We start from the raw sequence: 24,710 nt of genomic DNA on the forward strand, positions 1-24,710 counted from the left end.
AGTTGGCTCCATATTTTTACGTGTATGGCTGGGCTTGTTCGCTGTTTTAGGGCGAAAAACAACCTTAACAGCACTGATCCTTTAATACCTTATTTAATAGGTTGGCTGTTCCTTCTGGGTCTTCAAATGGGAAAAGGTGCCCTCCTTCAAAACTGATTAGCGCCATATTTGGAAATTTTCGTTGCCACCATTTTCGATCGCTTTGCTTGAAAAGGTCACTGTTGGCGCCATAAATAACAGTGCCTTTGACCCGCCTTAAAGATTTAGGTGCATCAAGTAGTACATTACGGAAAATGTCAGCTTCTACTTCAGGGGATATATTTAGCTCTACACCTTGATCTGTATCGACTAAACCGTATTCAATATAGTCATCAAAGCAGCGTGGGTGAAACTTTTTAAACAGTGCTTTATTGCTAAAATACAGCTTTGCGGCTGGCCTGTCTTTAAAGTAGGTTCGGCGTTTTTTGGCGCGTGCTGCGGGGGTTATCTTATCGATAAAACCCAGTTTTTTTGCTAGTTTTAACGCATAGCGTTTACGTTTACTGAAAAGAACAGGGTCCAGTAAAATAACATGTTTGAAAAGATCAGGACGTAGTGAGGCGGCAATGAGTGTCACAATCGCACCTGCAGAATGGCCCATACCTACGACCGCTTCCTTATGATTTTTTTCAATATCTGCAATAAGTTCTGCTGCGTAATTTTTCAGATCATTATCAAGCGGATAGTCGCCATGTCCCATCTTTTCAACATAATTGATGGGGTAGTCGGGGAGTAAGCTAAATAGATAATTGTAGCTACTACCGGGGAAACCATTGGCGTGACTAAATTGAATCTGTGTCATTAAGTGTATGTCTATCTGTATATGATTAGCTGGTTTTTTTTATCAGTATCTCTACTGTTGTTTTGGCGATTTCATCTACATCATCTTGATTGATGTACACGCCGTCATTAAAGAGTCGACATAATCCGTGTAAAGCAGCCCAACTTGATTGAGCTATTCGCAAAGGAGGATGGTTTGACTCGAAAACTCCTTCTGCTTGCAGAACGGTGATCCATTCTAGCCAGAGTTTAAAACAGTTTTTTGAGATCGCTTTTAATGATTCTGTTGGTTGTCCTGCTTTCCATATATCGCGTCCATACATCAAGTCGTAGGTTTCACTGTTTTCATTCGCAAAACGTATATAGGTGAGTACGTACTCTTCAAAAAGTTCAGCGGCAGGTAAATCTGTTTTTTGTGTTGATATAGCTCTAACAATTTGATCTTGCTGATAAAACCCTTGTTCCGCTATAGCGCAGAGCAGCTCGTTTTTATCTTTAAAGTGATGATAGGGGGCTGTTCTGGATACGCCCACTTTATCCGCTAATTTGCGAATAGATAGATTATCTACACCGCCATCTGCGATTAGATTTGTAGCGGCACTTAATAATTTCTCTCTTAAATCACCGTGGTGATAGGGCTTTTTTGTCTCAGTCATGGGGGCAATTTATCAATCAATCTTGACAGTGTCAAAATTGATTACTATCTTAGTGAACTAGACAGTGTCTAGATTGTGCTTTTAATGTGAGTGCAATCAGGCAATAAACCGTTTAATTAAACAGAAATGGATATCCCATGAGTTACGAAACCTTCACGTTGAGTGTTGAGAATCATATAGCACAGATAAAGCTTAATAGGCCGGAAGCATATAACTCCATGAACCGAGCATTTTGGTCGGAGTTTCCTCAGGCTGTTCAGGCATTAGATGCTGAAGGTGAAGCCCGAGTTCTGATTATTTCGTCTACAGGCAAACATTTTTGTGCGGGAATGGATCTAGAGGTTTTTACCCAGCCTGATCCGCAGATGTTTAATGGCGAAGCGGGTCGTAGAGCTGAAGCGATGAGGCGTTTGGTGACTCAGCTGCAGCAGTGTTTTTCTGTATTGGAAGAGATTCGAATCCCTGTGTTATGCGCTATTCAAGGTGGTTGCATAGGGGGGGCACTCGACCTCGTTTGTGCTGCCGATATGCGTTATTGCACAGAAGATGCGTTTTTTACGATTAAAGAGACTGAATTAGGGATGACGGCAGATTTAGGTACATTACAACGCCTGCCTCAGCTAATCGCACCTGGTTTAGCCCGAGAACTGGCTTATACCGCAAGAAAAATGAAAGCGGATGAAGCTAAATCCGCAGGCCTAGTCAATTGTGTTTATCCTGATGAGAAGAGGATGTTAGAAGGAGTTAACAGGATTGCTGAAGAGATTGCGTTACGCTCTCCACTCGCTGTTACCGGTTGTAAGCAGATGATCAACTACGCCCGTGATCACAGTTTGGCCGATAGCTTAAGCTATATGGCTACATGGCAAGCAGGTATGTTTCAGCCAGCGGATATGATGCAAACCTTTAGCGCGAAAATGTCGGGTAAGCCACCTGAGTTTGAGCCCCTAAGAAAAATAACACCGCCATTACATAAAGCATAACAACAATAAAATAGATAAATGAGAGCTTAGTTATGAGTCATACCCAATACCCCCACCTGTTTCAGTCGTTAGATTTAGGTTTTACCACGTTAAAAAATAGAATTCTGATGGGTTCCATGCACTTAGGCCTAGAAGAGGCCCCTAATGGTTTCCAGCGTATGGCTGCTTTTTATGCAGAGCGAGCTCGCGGAGGTGTTGCATTGATTGTGACGGGCGGTATTGGGCCTAATAAAGAGGGGGCAGTACATGGACATGCTGCTCAAATGGCGAATGCTGAAGATGTCGACAATCATAAAATTGTTACTGAGGCTGTTCATGATGAAGGCGGTAAGATTTGTATGCAGATATTACATACAGGTCGTTATGCTTATAACCCACAGCCTGTTGCGCCTTCTGCATTGCAGGCACCTATCAATCCTTTTCCGCCGAAAGAGTTATCAGAAGAGGATATTGAAAAGCAGCTCAATGATTTTGTGCGATGCGCCACCCTAGCTAAAGAGGCGGGATATGATGGTGTTGAGATTATGGGTTCTGAAGGCTATCTATTAAATCAGTTTATCGCGAGTCGAACTAATAAACGTGAGGATAGTTGGGGCGGCGATTATGAGCATAGAATTCGCTTTCCGTTAGAGGTCGTGCGTCGTGTACGTGAAGCGGTAGGCAGTGATTTTATTATTATCTACCGCCTATCGATGTTAGATCTTGTGGAAGGGGGCAGTAGTTTTGATGAGATTGTGCAGTTAGGAAAAGCAGTCGAAGATGCCGGTGCAACTATTATTAATACAGGTATAGGTTGGCATGAGGCGCGTATTCCTACCATTGCGACTAAAGTGCCTCGAGCTGCTTTTACATGGGCCTCAGCTAAAGTGCGTGCTGCACTGAGTGTGCCTGTGATTACATCCAACCGTATCAATATGCCCGACGTTGCTGAATCGGTTTTAGCCCGTGGTGATGCGGATATGGTGTCTATGGCACGGCCATTTTTAGCGGATCCCGATTTTGTACGTAAAGCTGAACAGAATCAGGCAGATCAGATCAATACTTGTATCGGTTGTAACCAAGCTTGTTTGGATCATATTTTTGCAGGCAAATTAACGAGTTGCTTAGTCAATCCTCGGGCGTGCCATGAGACTGAATTGTTGATCGCACCGGCGACCCATAGTAAGAAAATAGCGGTGGTGGGTGCAGGCCCTGCTGGTTTAGCATTTTCTACAACGGCGGCTAAGCGAGGCCATCAAGTAACCCTGTTTGATGCAGCTTCTGAAATAGGTGGCCAATTTAATATAGCTAAGCGGATTCCGGGTAAAGAGGAATTTTATGAAACATTGAGGTACTTCTCTAAACAGGTTGAACTGACCGGTGTTGAGTTAAAATTGAATACCTTTGTTAACGCTGAAATGCTTGAGGAGCAAGGATTTGATGAGGTTGTGCTGGCAACAGGGATCTCCCCTCGTACACCTGATATTGAAGGGATAGAGCACCGGAAAGTATTGAACTATCTTGATGTGATGTCAGGTGCTGAGGTTGGGCAAAAGGTTGCGGTGATTGGTGCTGGCGGTATTGGGTTTGATATTTCTGAGTATCTTATTCATCAGGGTGAATCTACGAGTTTAAATATCCCCGCGTTTATGCAGGAATGGGGCGTAGATATGACGATGGATGCCCGTGGCGGTGTAGAAAAGATGACCCCAGTTTTTGAACCTGCTGCTAGAGAGGTTTATCTCTTACAGCGTAAAAAATCTAAAGTGGGTGCGCAGCTTGGTAAAACAACCGGTTGGATTCATCGCGCAGATTTAGCTAAGAAAGGCGTTAATATGCTAAATAACTGTGAATACCTGAAAATTGATGATGAGGGTCTGCATCTTCTTGTTAATGGTGAGCCGCAAACTCTTGCTGTTGATAATGTGATTGTCTGTGCAGGGCAGGAGCCTCGCCGTGAATTGGTTGAACAGATTAAAAATGTAGCTGTTCACTTGATTGGTGGTGCGGATGTGGCATCTGAACTGGATGCTAAACGGGCGATTGATCAAGGTACCCGATTAGCGGCTGATATTTAATCTATAGCTAGAGAGTAAAACCACAGAGGGGCTCTGTGGTTTTTACACATGTTTTAGGCGTTCATAGATCTCTAAAATTTTCGGTAGGGCGCGATGAAAAGCTTTAATGATCTCAGGATCAAAGTGCTTGCCTGATTCTTCATCAAAGAGTTTAAGTGCCTTTTCGACCGGCCAAGCTTCTTTATAAGGGCGTTTTGATGTTAAAGCATCAAACACATCGGCAACGGCAACAATACGTGCTGAAAGAGGGATCTCCTTCTCTTTCCAGCCGTGTGGATAACCGCTGCCATCCCATTTTTCATGGTGCCCTTCAGCAATTTCGATGCCGGTGGCGAACATGCTGTGTCCACTGGCATTAAGTTGCTCTTCACAGCGCTTCAATACTTCTCCGCCGATGGCTGGGTGAAACTCCATATCATGACGCTCTTCGCTGGTTAGCCTACCTGGTTTCAGTAGAATGCTATCTGCGATCCCTACTTTTCCAATGTCATGCATAGGGGAGAAGCGCAGAATGTCACGTATGTAGCGATTATCAATCAGATATTCGTAAGGGCTGTCATGGCTAAGCTCTTCAGCGAGAATCATTGAGTACTGAGACATTCGGGCGAGATGGTCGCCTGTTTCTGGATCTCGACTTTCGGCAAGCTTTGATAAACCACTAACAGCCGAGATAACTAAACTCTCTACTAACTCTGTTTTCTCAAATGCGTGTTGTAGTTGCCCCCCCGCGTTTTTTAATAGTCGAAGATGTTTTTCATTAAAGGCTGAAGGGACAGTACTAGCAAAGACTAAAATAGAACCACTTTGATTGTTAAATGGAAAAAATAGCGCGGAGTTAATCCCTGCATTGTGCAGATATTTAGCAAGCTCTGAGTGTTGCTCATCCCAATCTTGATCTTCCTGCCAAAGAAGGGGTTCAGAAAGGTCAAATAGGCTACAGAGCTCACATACTTGTTTTGAGTAGTGACTGTTTTCTTTTAACTGCAGGTTCTTGTCGCTGTGAACTCTTTCTAATAGAAGGGATTGGCCGTCGTTACTATCACGTATAAGGCATAGAGCATCAATCGGAAGACGCTGCTGATACTCTTCATAGACAAAGCATAAGGCGCTATCAACGCTGGTTGCTTGGTTAACATTGCGTGTCAGATTAAATGTTGTATTAAGGTTGAGGGCTAAGTCGTCTATGGCTGAATAGATGGTGCCCATCTCATTTCTGCTGTCGATCGTTTCATCTAACACGGTCTTACCTTGGGCAAGATGTTGGAGACGAGACAAAATGGTTTGTAGCGGACGGCTAAACAGTCGATTTAGTGCGAAGAGGGTTGATAGGCCTACGAGCAAAGAGAGAGTAAAAAGGGCGATATTTATCTGTCTTTGTGTTTTTAATTGTTGGTCCAACATCGTTTTAATGCGTTGATCTATCTGTCCAGATAATGCATTAAGCTCTTGTTGATGGGCGACGACCCAGTGTGCAACCGATTCTAATTTAGGTTCTGCTAGATCTCCTCGAACAGTGTGTATTTCTTGGGAGTAGATTTTCCATTGCTGTTGGAGATCGGGTAGGTCTGTTAGCGTTGACAGAGTGTTATCTAATTTTAAGATGATGTTATTTAAATCTTGTCCATACATCCCTAAATCGCGGAAGTATGTCTCCCAGTCTCTAGGGGCTGCTTCTGCATATTGGCTACTGCGACTGATCAAAGAGCTAAAAAGCTGCTGCGTTGTACCGGAGCTTTGCAATGTATCGTAATCATGGCGACGCTGATTCTCACTATAAAATGAAAACAGAGTATTAATAAGTAATACGCCGATTAACAGAACGATAACAACGGTAATTTGAAAGCGAAGGGAGTGATAAATAGAGGTTGGTGCTATTTTCATCAAGTGCTTCCTGACCCGTTAAATGCTGTTAGATGCTGATTGGAGTGTATTGGAAGTGGAAAGTTTCGATCTAATAGAAAAAAGCCTGAACAAAACAGCCCTTTTCGTTAACTTATAGGCTTTAAGCAACGGTTTCGATTAATTGGGGAAACTCTGTACCAGGATCGTTTGCAATCTGTTCCGCGAGTCGGCTTTGTAAACGCTGTTGCAGCTCTTGTGTTTGTTGCTCGTTAGAATCCAGGGGTTGTTCTGCATTTTGTTGAGCTAATGAGACTGTGGCTTGCTCCGTCTGCTCTGGGCGATTGCGCAAGCTCTCTTGTAGATCCAGTGCTGTTTGGATGTCGATGCCTTGAAATAATGCTGAATCAGCGCCAGTTTGTTCAGCCAGAAAGTTTTCTATCTGTTGTTGCTGAACCGCAGGGTCTGTCTGTTCTTCCGTATTATTTACACGATTTGTACGCGTCTCGGATGGATTGTTAACGTCTGGAATTTGGCTAGTGGCGGGTAGATCACGGTTTCTCTCAGCAGCGCCTGTTGAGGCGTTCGCGAGTGAGTCATTCACTGATGATGGAGCTGGCGGCTGATTGGCTGAATTACCTGCTCTTTGTGTAGATAATGTCGTTGAGAGGCCTGTTGAGAGAATACTATTTTCCATAAAGCGAACCAAAAGTTATTTAAATTGTGGATATAAATATATGTTTTTTACTGCAGGTCGCTTTATGTAACGCAAGCCCTAAGCAAGTATAGACTATTTTTTGTCTATGAAGTTCATGCTTTATTTAGATCAACTTTAATGAGTCGATTTATTCATTTAGTTGGTTGGTAATTTGTTGCGCTTGATCTTCAGCTAGTTGGGATAATAGCTGCCGTAGCTGAGATACAAGTGCGGCATAGCCGGGCTCCTCCAAAGGTGCCGAGAGATTAAAGCGTGCACTAATAAGTACTTTGCCTTGTTTAGCTAATTGCCAATAACCACTAAAAGTGGCGAGTCCATTTTCAGTACCATGGAATTGGTCCACATGGGTCGAAAGGCTGTATTGCCAATCGGAGCTTCGCCCAAATTGGCCATTGTCGATACGACTATGGCTGAGCTTTTTATTGAGTTCGCCATGTAACACACGGGTGATCGCTAAGTTAGGTTGCTCAGCCCAAAGGTGATGATTAGCAATTTTTAATTGGCTTTCAGTGGTTTGTATCGCGATACCCGCATTATTCAGATAGGCAGCCACCGTTACAGGCTTGAGGCCTATGACGTGTTTAGTATCTACTTTTTGAATTGCGGCACTGTCACTACTGAGTAGATAAAACTGGTTTTCATCGCGGCTTGTTTGTTGCGCACAACCACTGAGTAATAAAAACGAGATAGCTAACGCCATTACGCCTCTAGTCGGCATTTTTACCTCCAGGAATAAGGTCTGGGCCTTTTTGAGCATCAAAAATAAGTGCATTAGGTTTTTCATCTAAAGTTTTTATCACCGGTTGTAGCTGTTTTAAGGTTTGTTGCAATGTTTGTAGTGTGTTGTGTATCTCTAAATATAGCTGACTGTCGGGGGTTAGTCCTTGAGCTGCTTGGCGTATCTCTTTTAAGGTGGCGGTTAGCTCTTCAGGTAGCGCTTTTGTTTCTTTGCTTTTCACTAAGCTTTCGATCTGTCCCAGCGTATGGTCGAGTTGGGTAATTGCTTTGTCGCTAGAGCTCAGTGTGCTTTCTAACTGATCAAGAACGGGTTCCACTTTTAATTGCTCTATTTTGCTTAACACGGCAATTAACTTGTTTTCTAACTGTACAAAACCACCCGACGCTGTAGGGATGACGGAATAGTCATCGACTTTGGTTAGTGTTTTATGGGGGGAGTCTGGATAGAGGTCTAAGTCGACAAATAAGCTACCTGTGACAAGGTTGCCTGATTTAAGGCTTGCTCGCATACCGCGCTCCACCCAGTTACTAAGTTTGGAATGCACTTCGGCTAATATGCGCTCTTCATCTTTATAACCTAAACGTCCAGGTTCGAGCCTGATTACTACAGGTATACGTGAATCGGTAATCTCTGAAAGGTGGGCGATTTGAAAGGAGATATTTTCTACGGTGCCTACGCGAACACCACGAAATTCAACAGGTGCTCCGGCAACCAGTCCACGTACCGACTGGTCGAAGAGCAACAGATACTCATTATAGTACGCATAAGGGCGTTCTTTGACGCTATTAAAATCTGCATAAAGGCGGAAGCGGTCGCCATCTTGTGCTGTGCGTCCTTGTTGTTCGCCTTCTAATAAATCGAAAGTGATGCCGCCACTAAAAAGGGTGTCGAAAGTTCCCGTTTGAACATTAACACCGTTCGCTGAGAGGTTTAGGTTAATACCACTCATATTCCAAAAGCGGCTATCTGTACTGACGAGCTGATCATATGGGGCTTGAATAAAAATCCCATAAACCGCTTCTTTTGCTTGGGCATCAAAGTTAACCCGTTCAATTCTACCAACGGAAAAGCCACGATAAAGTACAGTGTCACCCACACTTAATGAGTGAGCATTATCACTAATAAGTTCTAAACGTAAGCCGGGTTCTGTTGTGGAAGCTACTGGGGGCTCTTCTAAACCAATATATCGGTTAGAGGGTTTGCCTTTTTCACCCGGTGCCATTTCGATGTAAGCACCAGATAGAAGGGTGCCTAAACCACTCACGCCACCTGTACCTACACGGGGTCTGACAACCCAAAATTTTGTATCTTTAAGTAAAAGCGCCTCTGCTTCAGGGTCGATTCGTGCTTGTACAAGGACATTATTATTGGGGTAGTTGAGTTTGACTGATTCTACTTTCCCGACCTCAACATTGCGGACTTTAATTTTTGTTTTTCCGGCTTCAATACCATCGGCAGTTATAAAGCTAATATTAACTAACTGCCCCCTATGCGCCCAATCGTTATAAACCATCCAACCACCTATAAACAAGGCAATGAAAGGTAGTAGCCAAATGCTGGAAACTGAACGTTTAGCACTGATTAGTGGTTGTGCTGAAGAGTGATCTGTTGCTGTCATAAGTATCAGTTATCTTGTTGGCTAAGTGTTTGATGATTAAACATATGAGGCCTAGTTTATCTCATCTAATAGGTCATTTAATGGCTCTTGGCCACTCTTAATAATGTGTAACTCATCTTTATCCAGATTATCCCATATTAAGCGAGGGTCAAAGTTTATAGCCGATAACATAGTGAGAATAACGACTCCGGCGAAAGCGGTTACGGCGATACCAGGTAATATACTGGCTAACCCGCCGAGTTGTACTAACGCGACTAAAACGGCGACGACAAATACATCAATCATTGACCAGCGCCCAATAAGTTCAGTCATTCTATACATCCATATACGTTCGCTTACGCGATTTTGATGGCCCGCTTGTACGCTAAGTGCGAGCCAGAACAGCGCTAGCATTTTTACTATAGGTATCAAAATACTGGCGATAAAGACAATAAGGGCAATGGGGTAAGAGCCGTGTTGCCATAAGAGGACTACACCACCCAATATGGTACTGGGTTCGTCAGCACCTAATAAGCGAGTGTGCATAATTGGGTAAATATTTGCTGGGATGTATAGCAAGGCTCCCGTGATTAAAAAAGCCCAGGTTTTTTGTAGGCTAGCGGGGATTCTTGGGTGTAACGAGCTGGAACAGCGTTGGCAGTTGTGTGCATCCAAATGGTGGATCAAACCACAGCAGTGGCAGCTTTGTAATTGTTGTTGCATTGCCCCACCATAATTGTGCTTAGGAGGAGTTCTTTGTATAGAGGAGGCCTTATCTAGGCTGTGCCATAGTTGTAATCGATCTATACAGGTAATTGTTGCGATTAGGCAAAGTGCGAAGAGTACATAGGCCCAAAAAGACATACCGATCACAAGGTCAGCCATACCTGATATTTTAACAAGGCTAACTAAAACACCGATTAAAAATACTTCAGCCATTGCCCAAGGGTGGAGGGTAAATATAAGTCGAGCAAGTGTGTAGCTCCAAGGGTAAGCGGTATTTTTACGTAAGGGGATGAGGATCAATAGATATGCACAAAGCAGTAAAGAGGGAACGATTAAAATGAATACGCTTAGTAGTAATGCAAGGAGAGGAAAGCCTAGTATGAGTAAGTCATAACCACTTTGAATTAAGGAAACCTGTTGTTCACGGCCTTGCGATTGGAAGGCCATAAAAGGAAACGGTAGTGATAGTAGTAAAAAAAGTAGTGCGCTTGCTGCGAATGCTGTTGCTTTATTGTAGGCATTGGCCGTTTGTGAAGATAATAGGTGGCCGCATCGAGGACAGTGCGCTTTACAGCCCGGTTTGAGCGTCGACACCTCAACAATTAGATCGCAGCAGTGGCAAGCTACATTTTCAGAAGACATGGTTCTCAATGGACATTTTATTTGGCCTTTATATTGCTGCTGTTTTGCGTGAGATAGATCAATTTTAAGCTCACTAAGCGTGGAGATTATATCTTAATTCTAATCAAGCTAGGAAATTATCAGGTCTTTATTATTTAATTTGGTAGTTCGCTCTAAGGTGGCTAGTCTTAAAGTAGTACCTTTTTAAAGGTTGGCAGTAAAAGGCCGCTAGTCTCTGTTATTTTGTTGTGGAATAAAGCTCAATAACTACTGTTGAGCTTTATCAGGCCGCTGGGCACCGGAAATTATTTGGTTTATGGCGTAGAAGGGCATGTTCACACAGTACTAAATGGGCAAAGTGCGTTATTATTAGCAATAGGTTGGAAACCTTTTTAGTAAAGCATTTTTAAATAAGTTATATATTGCGAATACAGGGGCGGTCATTGAATGACCTAGTGCTTTGCAATACATAGGTTTACAACACAGCACTATGCATGATGTGGGTTTAGTCACGCTATAGTGTGAATTTAGGGGCGTCATTTAAAAATATGTTTCGACAGGCTTTACAGTTCCTAACGCAGCGTTCACTGGCTTTTTCAGTGTTTGTGTTTGTGATTGTATTTTTGATAGCTACGTTTTTTGTTAATCATGAGTTCGAACGAATTCGTGACAATCAGAAGCATCAGGCATTTGTTAATCTGCTTACTCTAGGCGCCCGTCTTGAAGGTGCCATTAATTCACATCTTGTTGTTTTGCGTGGTTTGAAGGCTGAAATTGCAATTAATTCTGATATAACGCAGTCAGAATTCGCTAGGCTCGTCGATGAATACCTTCAAACCCAACTAAGCATTAGTCATATCGCTTTGGCTCCAGACCTTATTATCACTAATATTTATCCCGTTCTTGGTAATGAATCGGCCCTAGGGGTTGATTATCGTGATGTGCCCGATCAGTTTGTGGCGGTTCAAGAATCTGTAGACAATGAACAGATTATCCTTACTGGCCCAGTTGATCTGGTTCAGGGCGGGAGTGCCTTGATCGCTAGAGTGCCTGTGTTTATTGGTGTAAAGCGTGATATTTTATGGGGACTCATCTCAGTCGTTATCAACGATAAAGAGCTGTTTTCTAATGCAGGCCTCCATGAGAAGCTATGGGGGCTAGACATTGCCATTCGTGGTAAAGATGGTAAAGGGTCTGAAGGAGCTGTCTTTTTTGGACATGCCTCTACGTTTGATAATGACCCTGTTATTGTTGATGTGTTTTTACCTTCAGGAAAATGGCAGCTGGCGGCCAGCGCTAAAGGTGGATGGCAGGTAAGTCTTCAAGAAATTATATATTTTTGGGCCGCCGCTCTGCTTGTTAGCCTAGTTACAGCCATGGCTACTTATCTTATTGCTTCCAACTATCGAGAAAAGCTTGTTGCTATAGATACGGCAAACTATAGGGCTAGCTATGATGGTCTAACAGGATTGTCCAACCGTTACCATTTTACGCAGAGATTCAAAAAAATAATTAATGAACATCAACGCCACGGCAATATATTTGCGTTGTTTTTTATCGATCTTGATTATTTTAAAGAAGTTAATGATAACTGGGGCCATCATGCAGGTGATGAGCTTTTAAGGCTGTTTTCTCAACGTATGGGTCATATTGTTCGTTCTGATGACCTTATTGCTCGGTTGGCGGGTGATGAGTTTGTGATTGTGCTGAATGATATTGAAACCGCTACTCAAGCGGAGCTGTTGGCAGAAAAGTTACAACTAGAGTTGGGTGAGCCTTACCTTATTGGCGGACAATATCTGTCGGTAACTCATAGTCTTGGTATTGCTATATACCCACAAGATGGACAGTCGGCAGATGTCTTGTTACAAAATGCTGATCGAGCGATGTATGAAGCTAAACGATCTGGAAAAAATAGAATTTATTTCTTTAATGATGAGCTAAGTCTTGAAGTTAAGCGGCATGTACAAGTACATAATGAAATCCTTGATGGTATTCGTCGAGGCCAGTTTCAGCTTTACCTTCAACCTATAATGTCTTTAAAAGATAGGAAAATTTCTAAATGTGAAGCGCTTATTCGATGGTTCCATCCTGAGCGTGGTGTTGTCTCCCCTGTGGACTTTATTCCTATTGCTGAGCAGACCGGAGCGATTAGGGCCTTAGGTGACTGGGTCTTAGAGGAAGCTTGTCATCTGTCTAATCAGTTGACGGAGAGGGGGATTGATGTGCAAATCGCTGTTAATCGTTCTGTTGCTGAGTTTTTCCCTAAAGATGCGGTTGAGCGCTGGTTGAATATTATTGATCAGTATGAAGTTGATCACCATAAATTAGTCTTTGAGATTACTGAATCCTTGTTAATGGATGGCGGGGGTAGTCAATTAGATAAAATTAATCAATTACGAGAGCAGGGGATCGCTTTTGCTATTGATGATTTTGGTACCGGTTATTCAGCAATAAATTATCTACGTCACTACCCCGTTGATTTTCTAAAGATCGATCGTAGTTTTGTGACAGATATTATGGATGATGTGCAGGACCGTACACTTGTGGAGGTGATCATCAAAATGGGCCAGACATTAGGGATTCGGGTTGTGGCCGAGGGTGTTGAAACTAAGGAGCAACTAGCTATGTTGGATGAGTATGGTTGTGACTTTATTCAAGGGTTTTATTTAGGCAAGCCTTTGCCGTTTGATGAGTTTATCGCTTTTTATCGTTCTCGTTAAATTGGGGAATGGTAAATTGTATCTCTATATAGTTTTAATCTATCGGCGTTTTTGTTTTATTAAATTTCTTTAATAATTTGATTTTCGTTATAGTAATTCCATCAACGCAAACGAGCGTTAGAGTAATAATTTTAGTATGAGGAATTGATTGATGTTACAGACAAAAGAAGGTCAAAGCGTACCACAGGTTGTGTTTCACACTCGCCAAGGAAATGATTGGGTTGATGTGACAAGTGATCAGTTGTTCAAAGGAAAAACGGTTATTCTATTTGCCCTACCTGGTGCATTTACGCCGACATGTTCTAGTACTCATTTGCCTAGATATAATGAATTGGCTCCTATTTTTGCCGACAACGGTGTTGATGACATTATCTGTTTATCGGTGAATGATACTTTTGTTATGAATGCTTGGGCTGAAGATCAAAAAGCTGAAAATATCACTTTTATTCCCGATGGGAACGGTGAATTTAGTGAAGCGATGGGTATGTTGGTTGATAAAAGTGATATAGGATTTGGAAAGCGTTCATGGCGCTATTCTATGTTGGTAAAAGATGGGGTAATCGAAAAAATGTTTATCGAACCCGATCTACCAGGCGACCCTTTCCAGGTTTCTGATGGTGATACCATGCTTGAATATATCAACCCGCAAGCTGAGCAGCCAAAACGTGTAACGATTATCAGTAAGCCTGGATGTGGACATTGTACGCGTGCTAAGAAAGTATTGGCTGATAACGGCTACAAATATGAAGAGATTGTATTAGGTACCAACGGTGTTAGCTTTAGCTCACTACAAGCGGTATCGGGTCGTGGTACTACACCGCAGATCTTTGTTGATGGAAAGCTTATTGGTAGCGCTGATGAGTTAGAGGAATGGGTTACTTCATAAACCTGAGCTTCATCAGATATAAAAAAAACGCACGTTTACGTGCGTTTTTTTATTTAATCTTTAAGGCGAAGCCCGCCGGACTCTACAGTAATCTTGCCTTGTTTTAATAAAGAGCCTACCGCTTTTTTAAATGCTTTTTTACTGATACCAAATAGCTGAAAGATCATTTCAGGGGATGATTTGTCATGCACAGTGATAAAGCCATCTTGCTCTTCCATCATCTCTAAAATTTTATCGGTTGTATCTATCACTTTCCCATAACCGGGTTTTTGCATAGATACATTGATCTTCCCGTCGGCACGTACTTCTTTTATATAGCCTTTAAACTTTTGCCCAGGATAAACCGTTTTTAATACGTCACTACGGAAAATCATGCCCCAATGCTCATGGTTCACGATGACTTTCTGGCCTAGATCTGTGCGATTTGCTACAACGAGTTGAACCTCTTCACCGGTTTTGTAGTTTGGAGGGGTTTTATCTAAAAACCTATCAATTTTGGTGGAAGCGACAATGCGATTGGTGTGCTTATCTAAATAAAGGCGTACAAGGTAGCGTTTATCGACCTCAACAGGGCGGTTTTTTTGCTCGCTATAAGGCAATAATACCTCTTTAGGTAAACCCCAATCTAAGAAAGCACCAGTATTGTTGACCTCGGATACTTTGAGCATGGTGAATTCACCAACAATGGCCGCCGGTGTTTCGGTTGTGGCGATAAGGTGGTCATCAGTATCAAGGTAGATGAAAACGCGAATACGATCACCTACTTCTAAGTCGTCAGCACAGTAACGCTTAGGTAATAGAATTTCACCTAGGTCTCCGGCATCTAGATAAACGCCAAAATCTCTTTCTTTAATTACTTCAAGGGTGTTGTATTTGCCGATTTCGGCCATGGTTTTCATTTCCGGAGTAGGTGAGCTGTAACAGCATTCATTGCTAATCTAACCTATTATCCTAGCCCCTGTTGAATTAGAAAAGCCTTTTTATAAAAAAGCCTCCTCAAAAACTGAGGAGGCTATGGAAAACTATCAAATTAAAGAGGGATTTATCTGCTATTACTTCCCTAAGCGTCTAATTGCTTGTGGTGTAAAGTTTTTATGGCTAAACCGTTTCGTGAAGTCGAAACCTTCACCCTCTTCATTGGTTAAACTGCCCACTAAATAGCGTCCAGATTGAAGGTCATATAAGGTTTCTGCTACTAGCCATGGCACATTTGCATCACGATATTGGAATTGATGAGCTTCTGCTACGCGCCAAAGCTCGCCTCGGCCATCATAATGATCCACAATCGCGATTTGCCAGCTATCTTCATCTATGTAAAAAGTACGCTTGGCATAGATGTGTCGTTCACCCTCTTTTAATGTTGCTTCAACTTTCCATACCCGATGGAGTTCATAGCGAGTGTGTTCAGGGTTCATATGACCAGGCTGTAAAATATCTTCATATTTTAGGCCTCTGTCCGCTAGCTTGAAGCTATTGTAAGGAATATAGACTTCCTGTTTACCTACAAGATTCCAGTCGTAACGATCAGGTGCGCCATTGAAAAGGTCTAAATTATCAGTGGTGCGTTGTCCGTCGCTCGCAGTACCTGGTGCATCATAAGCAATCTGAGGTGCTCTACGTACGCGTCGTTGGCCTGCATTATAGGTCCATGCCTGACGAGGCTGGGTAATCTGATTCATTGTTTCATGAACCAAAAGTACATTACCGGTTAGGCGTGAAGGTGCTTTGACCTCCTGAACGAAATAAAACAAGATATTCTGGTCTTTTTGAGGATCAGCACCGTCTTCTAGGGCGCTTGGCCAAGACATTTTCTCGTTTATTTTTACCGCGGTATAGCTACCATTGGCTTGTACAGGAACTTGCACAAACGTACGTTCCAAAGCCCCGCCTCTATATCGAGTCATATGATTCCAAATGACTTCTAGCCCATTGCTAGGAATAGGGAAGGGGATTGCTGTTGTAAAGTCTTTTAGGCCGTTGCCGCCATCGGTTAGCATGGTCGATGTGGCATTAGCTTTAGCTGCGGTATAAATGTGATCGGGTAATGCAGCGGTTCGGTGAGTCGGATAAACAGGGATAGAAAAACTATCCTTGTAACGCTCTAACATTGCTAGCTGGCCGGGTGTTAAATTATCTTTATACTGATCGGCATTGGCCGCTGTAATTGTAAATAGTGGTTTTTCGCTAGCAAATGGGTTGGTGTAACGGTCAGTTGATGTGGCTAAACCCCCCTTCCATGCAGGAATGCTTCCCGATGAGTTAGCGGCTTTTTCTGCGCCAATTGGTGTCAACGAATCACCGAGTTTAGCTGCTTCTTCAGCAGTTGTAGCTGAATATGCTGCAGATGAGGCCAAAATAAGGGCAGTGCTCAGCAGCAGTCTTTTAGTTTTAAGCATTGATGATATCTCCATCTGGTAAACGCTTCTTAGAAAGAAACGGATGCGCTGAGTGAAAGAAAGTCTCGGTCTTCAATGGAATTGAAGTCACCACCAAAGTAATCAGTGTATGAGAGCTGGACTGAGTATCTGTTAAGGTAGTCAGCGGTTAAGCTTAGACCTAGTGTTTTCTCATCCTCATTGAAGCCTGCACCGGGTTGAGGGCCATAACCCTCTAGACCGTGCTTAAAGCTAATCTCTGGTGTTAAGTTTACACCTGCAAAAACATTAGTGTAATTAAGATTGGCTCTGACTACATAACCATATGAATCTTGAGTAACGAAGCCATCGTTATCGCCAGCCGCATAACCGTATGCACCATGACGACCATATTTTAGAGCGTTCGCACTTTCATCTAGACTATGAACATGGGTCCAGCCGAATTCCCCGATTAAGGTTAAGCGGCTTGCGCCCAATACTCGATCGTGAAAGCTAATCAAGCTAGTTTGGAACTGTGAAACATCAAAGGTTTGATAACCGTCTACTTCGCTATCAAACGAAGCACCGTTGCCGGTTGCATCCTTTATATAGTTATCTAAAGCTGTATTCCCTGTAGCACCGGCGGTTAGGATACCTGCTATCAACGAGGTTCCGTTGATTTGCATAGGGACATCTTTTTTATGGCTGATCTCACCTGACCATGCGATGTCACCAACGTTTGTACTAAAACTCAGGCCGAGCATTTTAATGTCTTCTGGGTATTCAACATAATAAGATGAGCCTAAGGTTGCTGGAAGGCCACCAAAGAAAGCCCCAACGTCATAGACACCACTAGTGATGGGTAAGCGGCTATGGTATTGCGCAGCATAGAGACCAAATTCGGTATTATTTAGCTCTTCAGCAAAGTAGCGGAAAGCCAGACCAAACTGACCATCGTCATCCGCTTCACGTCGGCCATCTGCATTTCTGTAAACGACGGGGTCTTGTCCGCCTAAAACTGCGGGATTATTGAAGTAAGTTTGGTCATCAAGTGTGCCTAGAGCGCCACTCCCTATACGAATACCGTCACAGCCTTCGCCAACAAAATCATTAGTTGAAAAGTAGGTGCCGCAACCATCAATGGCAGTTGGCTCCCATGAGAGTTGATAGAAACCTTCAACACTTAGATTATCGGTAATACCTAAAGATGCAAATGCCATATTAACAGGAAGAAGGCCCTCTTTAACTTCAGCACCTGCACGCCTGAATGAGCTGACATCAACAGGGTTGATCGCATTTAAGCCACCTTGAATGAAGGTGCTTTCACCCCAGTTAATGACCTGTTTACCTAAACGTACATCAAGTGGTTTTTGAGCTATATCAAATGATCCATACCAATAGGCATCAAGTAATTCAAATCCAGAAAATTTAGCATAGTCATTAAAACCAGAATCATCTAATTCTGTACCAGGGATGTAGCTGTTCGCAGTATGACCATGAGAGCGTGCCCCATTTTCTAGCTCTAAGTCGTACCAATATTTTGCGCGTGCAAAGAAACCTACATTCTCATAGCTTAATTCAAGGTCATGCACACCTTTAACTATTTGCGAGAAGGTTTCCCCTTTTTCGAAATTTTGAGTTGCATCATCATAGCTGCCCCCGCCCTTGCTTGTGCCACCGTTTGCGGGAGCGATTAAGGAGGATGAAGGGTTATCCATTCGCCAGCTGGCGCCAACTGAAATTTGAGAATCTAAACGGCCTTCTATCTCACCTAGATTAAATTCAAGTGCTTGAGCTTGATTGATAGATACGACAGAACCCACCAATATTGGAAGTAGACGATGCGTGAACATCGGAGTTTGGCTTTTGCTGCGGTGCAAAATCCTATTTCTTATTGCCATTTCGTTCACCTAGCGTTGTTATTTTTTTAAAAGGCGCTAATTAGTATTACTTCTAAGATAGCCGACTTTCTAATAAAGCGCCTTTTTTCAGGTGCTTTGGGCTTAAAATAGAGTAAGGAACCCTACACATAATCTATGTCAGCGACTTGAGTCTCAATAACAATTGACTCCACATTTATTAACAAAATTGTTCTTTTGGGTTGATAAATGTACTACTTCAGGTCAACAATAGGGAGGGAAATGCGTTTCATTTTAACTAATGTTAATTGTAGGTAGTGAGATTATGGAGCGTAAAATTACTGTGCCGGCAGGCTATGTACGGCACCTTCTGCAACTAGTTCAAGAACAGGGTTTTAGTGTTGATCAACTGTTAAATCAGGTTGGTATTAGTCCTTCAGAGGTGGGAAGTCAGACCGAGTTTCCAGCGGATAAATTTGGTCTATTATACCAACGTATATATTACATCGCTCAGGATGAATATTTTGGCATGTTAAGCGGAGGGAAGGTTCCGAATGGGACTTTTCGCATGATGTGCCATTGTTTGATTCATTGCCCTACGTTGGAAAAAGCGATCTACCGTGCAAGTGATTTTCATGAGATCTGTCGTGGAACTCAGGTGAAGCCGTTTTTGGTACGCAAAGGACGATATGCCAAAGTTTCGTTTACCACAACGGATGCTTCCGGCGCGTCTATGGATGAGCTGCTGGCTGATGAGAACCCCGGTCGGATTAGAACCTCACTTTCCATGTGGCATCACTTTTTATGCTGGTTGATTGGTAAGCGTTTAGAGTTGAAAGCCGCATATTTTTCCTTCTCTGAACCTGAAGATGTTGCGCAGTATAAAACGCTTTTTCAGTCAGAAGTTAAATTTGATCAGCATGATAATGCGATTGTTTTTCCTGCCCGCTATTTAGATTTTCCTATAGTACAAACGCCAGAAACCCTACGTAGCTTCCTTAAAACAGCGCCCTATCAGTTAATTGTGATGGTTGATGATGATGCGAGTTTGAAATCGCAAGTCGTGGCGTTAATCGGTAAGGACTTTAGCCAAGAGCTACCTAGTGCTGAAGAGGTTGCTTACCGTCTACATATGTCTGTTTCTACGCTACGTCGCCGCTTATTGGACGAAAGTACCTCCTATCAAAAGATTAAAGATGAAAGTCGGAAAATGGCGGCGCTTAATTATATGAACTCACCACAGTTGTCGATTAATGATGTGGCTGGATTGATGGGTTTTGATGAGCCGTCAGCATTTTTCCGTTCCTTTAAAAAATGGACTGGAATGACACCCGGTGAATATCGTCGTAGCGATACATATTGTCAGCAGTTAGCTTCTTCTTGATAGGGCTGTAACTTATAAAATTTAGGGTTTTTTAATATCTTGACCGTTATTGTTAGCGAATAAGGTATTAAATGTTATTGCTGGTTTGGTGTGCTAAATAGATCATGTTAATAGCATTTCCCGATGTGATTATAGTTCCTTAAGAATAATAAAATGTGGCCTATTATTGATAGGTGGGTTACAGAACGGAGCAAGAGTAGCAATGAGTGATTATCGATATCCCTATCAAGATGGTGTTTTTGTTTTAAATCAGTTGGTGGGTTTAGAACAAATTTGTCAGCAGGCAGGCTTGGACGATTTTGCTGATGGTCTCGCGGAAGCGGTACTTGATGAGGCCGCGAAACTTGGCAGTGAGCAGTTGGCGCCGTTGAACGTTACTGGTGATAGATTAGGTGCATCCATTGAGAATAATAATGTGTCTGAAACACCTGGTTTCTCAGATGCATATCAACAGTTTTGTGATGGTGGCTGGCCTTCACTTGCGGGCAATCCCGAATTTGGAGGGCAGGGCTTGCCGAATGTATTAGCCGTTGCGGTTAATGAGGTTTGGCAGTCGGCGAATCTTGCTTGGGCACTTTGTCCACTGTTAACGCAAGGGGCTATCGAAGCGATCGAAACTCATGGAAATGATCAACTTAAAAAGCACTATCTGCCTAAGTTAATTAGCGGTGAGTGGACTGGAACCATGAATTTGACTGAGCCTGATGCAGGTACTGATCTGGCAGCGCTCAAATCTAAAGCGGTACCTGAGGACGATTATTACCGTATCACTGGGCAAAAAATCTTTATTACTTGGGGTGATCACCAGATGACGGACAATATTGTTCATCTGGTTTTGGCTCGTCTTCCTGATGCACCTGCAGGTGTTAAAGGTATCTCGCTCTTTGTTGTACCTAAATACCTACTCGATGAAAACGGCAATCCAACTGAGCAGCGCAATGATGCTTATGCCGTTTCTCTTGAGCATAAATTAGGTATTCATGGTAGCCCGACTTGTGTGATGAGTTTTGGTGATAACGGGGGAGCAATCGGTTATCTAGTGGGTAAGGCAAACCAAGGTTTAGCCTGTATGTTCACAATGATGAACGATGCGCGGCAAGGTGTTGGCTTACAAGGTTTGGCGATCTCCGAAAGGTCGTATCAGCATGCTGTTACCTATGCTAAAGAGCGAATCCAAGGGACGCTACGGGATGGTTCACGTATTAGCATTATTAAGCATCCCGATGTGCGCCGAATGCTTTTGCAGATGAAATCGTCAATTCAAGCAATGCGTGCGCTGGTGTATGTGGCGCGTGCCGAAAGTGACTATGTAAACAATGCTGTTGATGATGAGACTAAGTTAAAACATCAGAAACGTAATGATCTATTGACCCCTATTGTAAAAGGCTGGGTGACTGAGTTAGCACAAGAGCTGACTTATCTTGCGGTACAGATCCATGGGGGTATGGGGTTTATTGAGGAAACAGGCGTTGCTCAATACTATCGTGATGCACGTATCTTAACTATCTATGAAGGTACAACAGGGATTCAGGCTTTGGATCTTATTGGTCGCAAGACCCTTGTGGATGGCGGTGATGCGGTTACCGATCTGCTCTCTGAAATAAGCAGTGATTTAAAAGAAATAGACCATCCAGAGTTGCAAGACATTGTTAGTGCAACACAGGCCGCGGTTGAGCAAGCGAGCATCGCTAAACAATGGGTTTTAGAGGTTGCTGCAAAAGATGCTTCAGCGGCAGGGAGTGCGAGTGTCAGCTATATGATGCTGATGGGCTATCTGTGCGGTGCTTGGTTGTTAACTAAATCGGCAGCTATAGCGCAAGAAAATCTCTCTAAAGAGGGGGCTAATAATGACTTCCTTAATGCCAAAATTATCTCTGCCCGTTTCTTTACCGAACAGATGTTACCTAGGGTTAGTTCTTTATTAGTGGCCATGCAATCTGGTGGTGAGACCGTTATGGCTATGAGCGAAGAGCAGTTTTAAGCTGCGATCAGATAAGTATATAGATCGCGCTTAATACCCGAAAAAATTGAGGTGAAAAATATGAATGCTGTGGCTAGAGAATCCATGGAATTTGATGTGGTTATTGTCGGTGCTGGCCCTGCTGGTTTATCCGCTGCATGTAAATTAATGCAGCAAGCGCAGGCGGCCGAGCAAGAGATGACGGTTTGTGTGGTTGAAAAAGGATCTGAGGTGGGGGCGCATATATTGTCTGGTGCCGTGGTTGAAAGTCGCGCACTCGATGAGCTTTTTCCTGAGTGGGAAGAGCTAGGTGCGCCTTTAAACACCCCTGTAGTTGAAGATCAGATCTTCATGCTAAAAAACGAAACCTCCTCCATAAAAGTACCTAATATGTTTGTGCCTAAAACTATGCACAATCACGGCAATTACATTGTTAGTTTAGGGAATCTTTGTCGTTGGTTGGCGGAGCAGGCTGAGCAGCTCGGTGTTGAAATTTTCCCCGGTTTTGCTGCATCCGAGGTGCTGTATAACGAGGATGGCAGTGTTAAAGGGATTGCGACAGGTGATATGGGCGTTAGTGCATCCGGCGAGCACAAAGATGGTTATATGCCGGGTATGGAGTTGCACGCTAAATACACCATTTTCTCTGAAGGTTGTCGGGGGCATTTAGGTAAGGAGCTGATCGAACGCTATGATCTTGCTGCTCAATCTGATGCTCAGCATTATGGGCTAGGGATTAAAGAGCTATGGGATGTTGATCCAGATAAACACCAGCCAGGGCTTGTACTGCATGGTTCGGGTTGGCCGTTAACAGGCGAGAGCAGTGGTGGCTTTTTCCTTTACCATACTGAAAACAATCAAGTTGTTGTGGGTTTGATTGTTGATTTAAATTATAAAAACCCTTACTTAAGCCCTTTTGATGAATTTCAAAAATTGAAGCATCACCCTGTTCTTAAACAGTATTTAGACGGCGGTAAGCGCGTCTCCTATGGAGCGCGAGCAATCACTAAAGGCGGCTTTAATGCACTGCCTAAGATGACCTTCCCAGGTGGTATCGTCGCGGGTTGTAATGCAGGTACGCTGAATTTTTCAAAAATCAAAGGTACGCACACGGCGATGAAGTCTGGCATGTTGGCGGCTGAGGCGATCTTTGACGCGCTGCAGTCCTCGTCTGCTGGTGGGGAAGATCTAAATAGCTTTGCAGATAAGTTTAAAGCCTCTTGGTTATATGATGAGTTATTTAGCTCTAAGAATTTTGGTCCAGCTATGCATAAGTTCGGGCCGTTATTAGGCGGAGCTTTTAACTTTATTGATCAGAATATATTTTCCGGGAAATTGCCTGTAACACTGCATGATAATCATGAAGATTATGCACAGTTAAAACCGGCGGCAGAGTGTGAGCAAATTACGTATCCAAAACCGGATGGGGTGCTTAGCTTTGATAAACTGAGTTCAGTTTTTCTGTCTAATACTAACCATGAAGAAGATCAACCTTGTCACTTACAGCTAAAAGATCCATCTATACCGCTTGGGAGTAACCTAGAGCGCTTTGCTGAACCTGCACAACGCTACTGCCCTGCTGGGGTATATGAAGTGATTGAGGAGGCAGAGGGGAAGCGGTTTCAGATTAACAGCCAAAACTGCGTACATTGTAAAACATGTGATATTAAAGACCCTGCGCAAAATATTCGCTGGGTTGTACCTGAGGGAACGGGTGGGCCTAATTACCCAAATATGTGATTTTTTAAGGTTTTTTTATAAAAAATACATAATAATGGAAAAAAACTACCCCATGAAAGGGGTGAAAGCAGAAAGAGAATTGGATCAGGATATTGACCTAGTGGTTATAATTTGATCTGATTGTGCGGCTTTATCGTGTATTTCTGTACACTATCTAACCGCTTATTTTTATTATGAAAATAGTTTCATAATAATTCAGCTTTTTTCAGTAAAAAGTCGCGTTACTGGTTGACACAAAAACTCAATCCTATAATATACGCGCCGTTCCTGCGGAGGGATGGCTGAGTGGTCGAAAGCACTGGTCTTGAAAACCAGCGGTCCGAGAGGGCCCTAGGGTTCGAATCCCTATCCCTCCGCCATTTACTGGAACTAGAGTTCCCTGATAGCTCAGTTGGTAGAGCAGTAGACTGTTAATCTATTGGTCGCTGGTTCGAGTCCAGCTCAGGGAGCCAATTTAAGAGATGGGTCGTTAGCTCAGCTGGTAGAGCAGTTGGCTTTTAACCAATTGGTCACAGGTTCGAATCCTGTACGACCCACCACTCTTTTATTATGTGAGTATCATCGCAATACCGTGGGTCGTTAGCTCAGCTGGTAGAGCAGTTGGCTTTTAACCAATTGGTCACAGGTTCGAATCCTGTACGACCCACCACTCTTTTATTATGTGAGTATCATCGCAATACCGTGGGTCGTTAGCTCAGCTGGTAGAGCAGTTGGCTTTTAACCAATTGGTCACAGGTTCGAATCCTGTACGACCCACCACTTATAAGAATCCAGCCCTGTGCTGGTTTTTTTATGCCTGTAGAAAATGCACGAGTACAGGATGAGAACCGTTAAAGGTTCGATTCGCATGACGCAGTCATAAGAAAACATCGGAGCCTGCGACGATGGCCCGAAGGGCAGCAGTAATCCTGTACGACCCACCACTTATAAGAATCCAGCCCTGTGCTGGTTTTTTTATGCCTGTAGAAAATACACGAGTACAGGATGAGAACCGTTAAAGGTTCGATTCGCATGACGCAGTCATAAGAAAACATCGGAGCCTGCGACGA

The 24,710-nt window shown here is 43.2% G+C and carries 17 protein-coding genes, 5 tRNA genes and 1 other RNA gene; 13 read left to right on the forward strand and 10 right to left on the reverse strand.

Features of this window, described 5'->3' with window-relative positions; genetic code table 11:
* Positions 1 to 64: 64 nt before the first annotated feature.
* Positions 65 to 841 carry an alpha/beta fold hydrolase gene (locus Q4486_RS14805; RefSeq protein WP_303519960.1) on the reverse strand — a complete coding sequence of 259 codons (777 nt, stop codon included), beginning with the start codon at positions 839 to 841 and terminating at the stop codon, positions 65 to 67.
* Between the two features lie 25 nt (positions 842 to 866).
* Positions 867 to 1,475, reverse strand: a complete 609-nt coding sequence (locus Q4486_RS14810) for a TetR/AcrR family transcriptional regulator (protein ID WP_303419672.1) — start codon at positions 1,473 to 1,475, stop codon at positions 867 to 869.
* A 137-nt stretch (positions 1,476 to 1,612) separates the two neighbouring features.
* Between Q4486_RS14810 and Q4486_RS14815 the strand changes: the two genes are divergently transcribed.
* Together Q4486_RS14815 and Q4486_RS14820 are read left to right on the forward strand one after the other, a co-directional pair.
* Positions 1,613 to 2,458 carry a crotonase/enoyl-CoA hydratase family protein gene (locus Q4486_RS14815; protein WP_303419674.1) on the forward strand — a complete coding sequence of 282 codons (846 nt, stop codon included), beginning with the start codon at positions 1,613 to 1,615 and terminating at the stop codon, positions 2,456 to 2,458.
* A 32-nt stretch (positions 2,459 to 2,490) separates the two neighbouring features.
* On the forward strand, positions 2,491 to 4,515 hold the full coding sequence (locus Q4486_RS14820; RefSeq protein ID WP_303519962.1) for an NADPH-dependent 2,4-dienoyl-CoA reductase: 2,025 nt from the start codon (positions 2,491 to 2,493) through the stop codon (positions 4,513 to 4,515).
* A gap of 42 nt (positions 4,516 to 4,557) precedes the next feature.
* On the opposite strand, the gene Q4486_RS14825 is transcribed toward Q4486_RS14820, so the two are convergent.
* The 5 genes from Q4486_RS14825 to Q4486_RS14845 all read right to left on the reverse strand — a co-directional run bounded on the left by Q4486_RS14825 (position 4,558) and on the right by Q4486_RS14845 (position 10,776).
* On the reverse strand, positions 4,558 to 6,396 hold the full coding sequence (locus tag Q4486_RS14825; RefSeq protein ID WP_303419678.1) for an HD domain-containing phosphohydrolase: 1,839 nt from the start codon (positions 6,394 to 6,396) through the stop codon (positions 4,558 to 4,560).
* A 121-nt stretch (positions 6,397 to 6,517) separates the two neighbouring features.
* Positions 6,518 to 7,051, reverse strand: coding sequence for a hypothetical protein (locus Q4486_RS14830; protein WP_303519963.1), 534 nt, complete (start codon positions 7,049 to 7,051; stop codon positions 6,518 to 6,520).
* A 148-nt stretch (positions 7,052 to 7,199) separates the two neighbouring features.
* Positions 7,200 to 7,790 carry a membrane integrity-associated transporter subunit PqiC gene (locus Q4486_RS14835; RefSeq protein ID WP_303419682.1) on the reverse strand — a complete coding sequence of 197 codons (591 nt, stop codon included), beginning with the start codon at positions 7,788 to 7,790 and terminating at the stop codon, positions 7,200 to 7,202.
* The gene (gene pqiB, locus Q4486_RS14840; RefSeq protein WP_303519964.1) at positions 7,780 to 9,429 is read right to left on the reverse strand and encodes an intermembrane transport protein PqiB; all 1,650 of its coding nucleotides are present in this window, start codon (positions 9,427 to 9,429) and stop codon (positions 7,780 to 7,782) included. Before pqiB ends, Q4486_RS14835 begins: the two co-directional genes overlap by 11 nt.
* A 51-nt stretch (positions 9,430 to 9,480) precedes the next feature.
* Entirely contained in the window at positions 9,481 to 10,776 is a 1,296-nt protein-coding gene (locus tag Q4486_RS14845; protein WP_303419685.1) for a PqiA/YebS family transporter subunit, read from the reverse strand.
* A gap of 527 nt (positions 10,777 to 11,303) precedes the next feature.
* Here Q4486_RS14845 and Q4486_RS14850 point away from each other — a divergent pair.
* Both Q4486_RS14850 and Q4486_RS14855 read left to right on the forward strand, forming a co-directional pair.
* Complete coding sequence (locus tag Q4486_RS14850; RefSeq protein ID WP_303519965.1) at positions 11,304 to 13,478, forward strand: bifunctional diguanylate cyclase/phosphodiesterase; 2,175 nt, start codon at positions 11,304 to 11,306, stop codon at positions 13,476 to 13,478.
* Positions 13,479 to 13,629: 151 nt separating this feature from the next.
* Positions 13,630 to 14,364, forward strand: a complete 735-nt coding sequence (locus Q4486_RS14855; RefSeq protein WP_303519966.1) for a glutathione peroxidase — start codon at positions 13,630 to 13,632, stop codon at positions 14,362 to 14,364.
* A 53-nt stretch (positions 14,365 to 14,417) separates the two neighbouring features.
* Here Q4486_RS14855 and Q4486_RS14860 read toward each other — a convergent pair whose 3' ends face one another.
* From Q4486_RS14860 to Q4486_RS14870, 3 genes are all read right to left on the reverse strand, one after another.
* Complete coding sequence (locus Q4486_RS14860; protein ID WP_303419691.1) at positions 14,418 to 15,254, reverse strand: S1 RNA-binding domain-containing protein; 837 nt, start codon at positions 15,252 to 15,254, stop codon at positions 14,418 to 14,420.
* A gap of 162 nt (positions 15,255 to 15,416) precedes the next feature.
* Positions 15,417 to 16,760 (reverse strand): DUF1329 domain-containing protein, encoded by a 1,344-nt coding sequence (locus Q4486_RS14865; protein WP_303519967.1) that lies wholly within the window; start codon positions 16,758 to 16,760, stop codon positions 15,417 to 15,419.
* Between the two features lie 29 nt (positions 16,761 to 16,789).
* A complete protein-coding gene (locus Q4486_RS14870) occupies positions 16,790 to 18,619 on the reverse strand; it encodes a DUF1302 domain-containing protein (protein ID WP_303419695.1) in 1,830 nt (609 codons plus the stop codon).
* 283 nt (positions 18,620 to 18,902) lie between these two features.
* Here Q4486_RS14870 and Q4486_RS14875 point away from each other — a divergent pair, with 283 nt between their 5' ends.
* From Q4486_RS14875 to Q4486_RS14915, 9 genes are all read left to right on the forward strand, one after another.
* Positions 18,903 to 19,961 carry an AraC family transcriptional regulator gene (locus Q4486_RS14875; RefSeq protein ID WP_303419698.1) on the forward strand — a complete coding sequence of 353 codons (1,059 nt, stop codon included), beginning with the start codon at positions 18,903 to 18,905 and terminating at the stop codon, positions 19,959 to 19,961.
* Between the two features lie 202 nt (positions 19,962 to 20,163).
* Positions 20,164 to 21,942 carry an acyl-CoA dehydrogenase gene (locus Q4486_RS14880; RefSeq protein ID WP_303519968.1) on the forward strand — a complete coding sequence of 593 codons (1,779 nt, stop codon included), beginning with the start codon at positions 20,164 to 20,166 and terminating at the stop codon, positions 21,940 to 21,942.
* Between the two features lie 60 nt (positions 21,943 to 22,002).
* A complete protein-coding gene (locus Q4486_RS14885) occupies positions 22,003 to 23,661 on the forward strand; it encodes an electron transfer flavoprotein-ubiquinone oxidoreductase (RefSeq protein WP_303519969.1) in 1,659 nt (552 codons plus the stop codon).
* Positions 23,662 to 23,932: 271 nt separating this feature from the next.
* Positions 23,933 to 24,020: transfer RNA gene (locus Q4486_RS14890), tRNA-Ser, on the forward strand.
* A gap of 17 nt (positions 24,021 to 24,037) precedes the next feature.
* Positions 24,038 to 24,113 (forward strand) — tRNA-Asn (locus tag Q4486_RS14895).
* 11 nt (positions 24,114 to 24,124) lie between these two features.
* A tRNA-Lys gene (locus tag Q4486_RS14900) sits at positions 24,125 to 24,200 on the forward strand.
* A gap of 34 nt (positions 24,201 to 24,234) precedes the next feature.
* Positions 24,235 to 24,310: transfer RNA gene (locus tag Q4486_RS14905), tRNA-Lys, on the forward strand.
* 34 nt (positions 24,311 to 24,344) lie between these two features.
* Positions 24,345 to 24,420: transfer RNA gene (locus Q4486_RS14910), tRNA-Lys, on the forward strand.
* A 40-nt stretch (positions 24,421 to 24,460) separates the two neighbouring features.
* Positions 24,461 to 24,584, forward strand: a non-coding RNA gene (locus tag Q4486_RS14915) — RtT sRNA.
* Positions 24,585 to 24,710 lie beyond the last annotated feature (126 nt).

It is taken from the genome of Neptuniibacter sp. 2_MG-2023, assembly GCF_030547495.1.
In the GTDB taxonomy this organism is placed as follows: Bacteria; Pseudomonadota; Gammaproteobacteria; order Pseudomonadales; family Balneatricaceae; genus Neptuniibacter.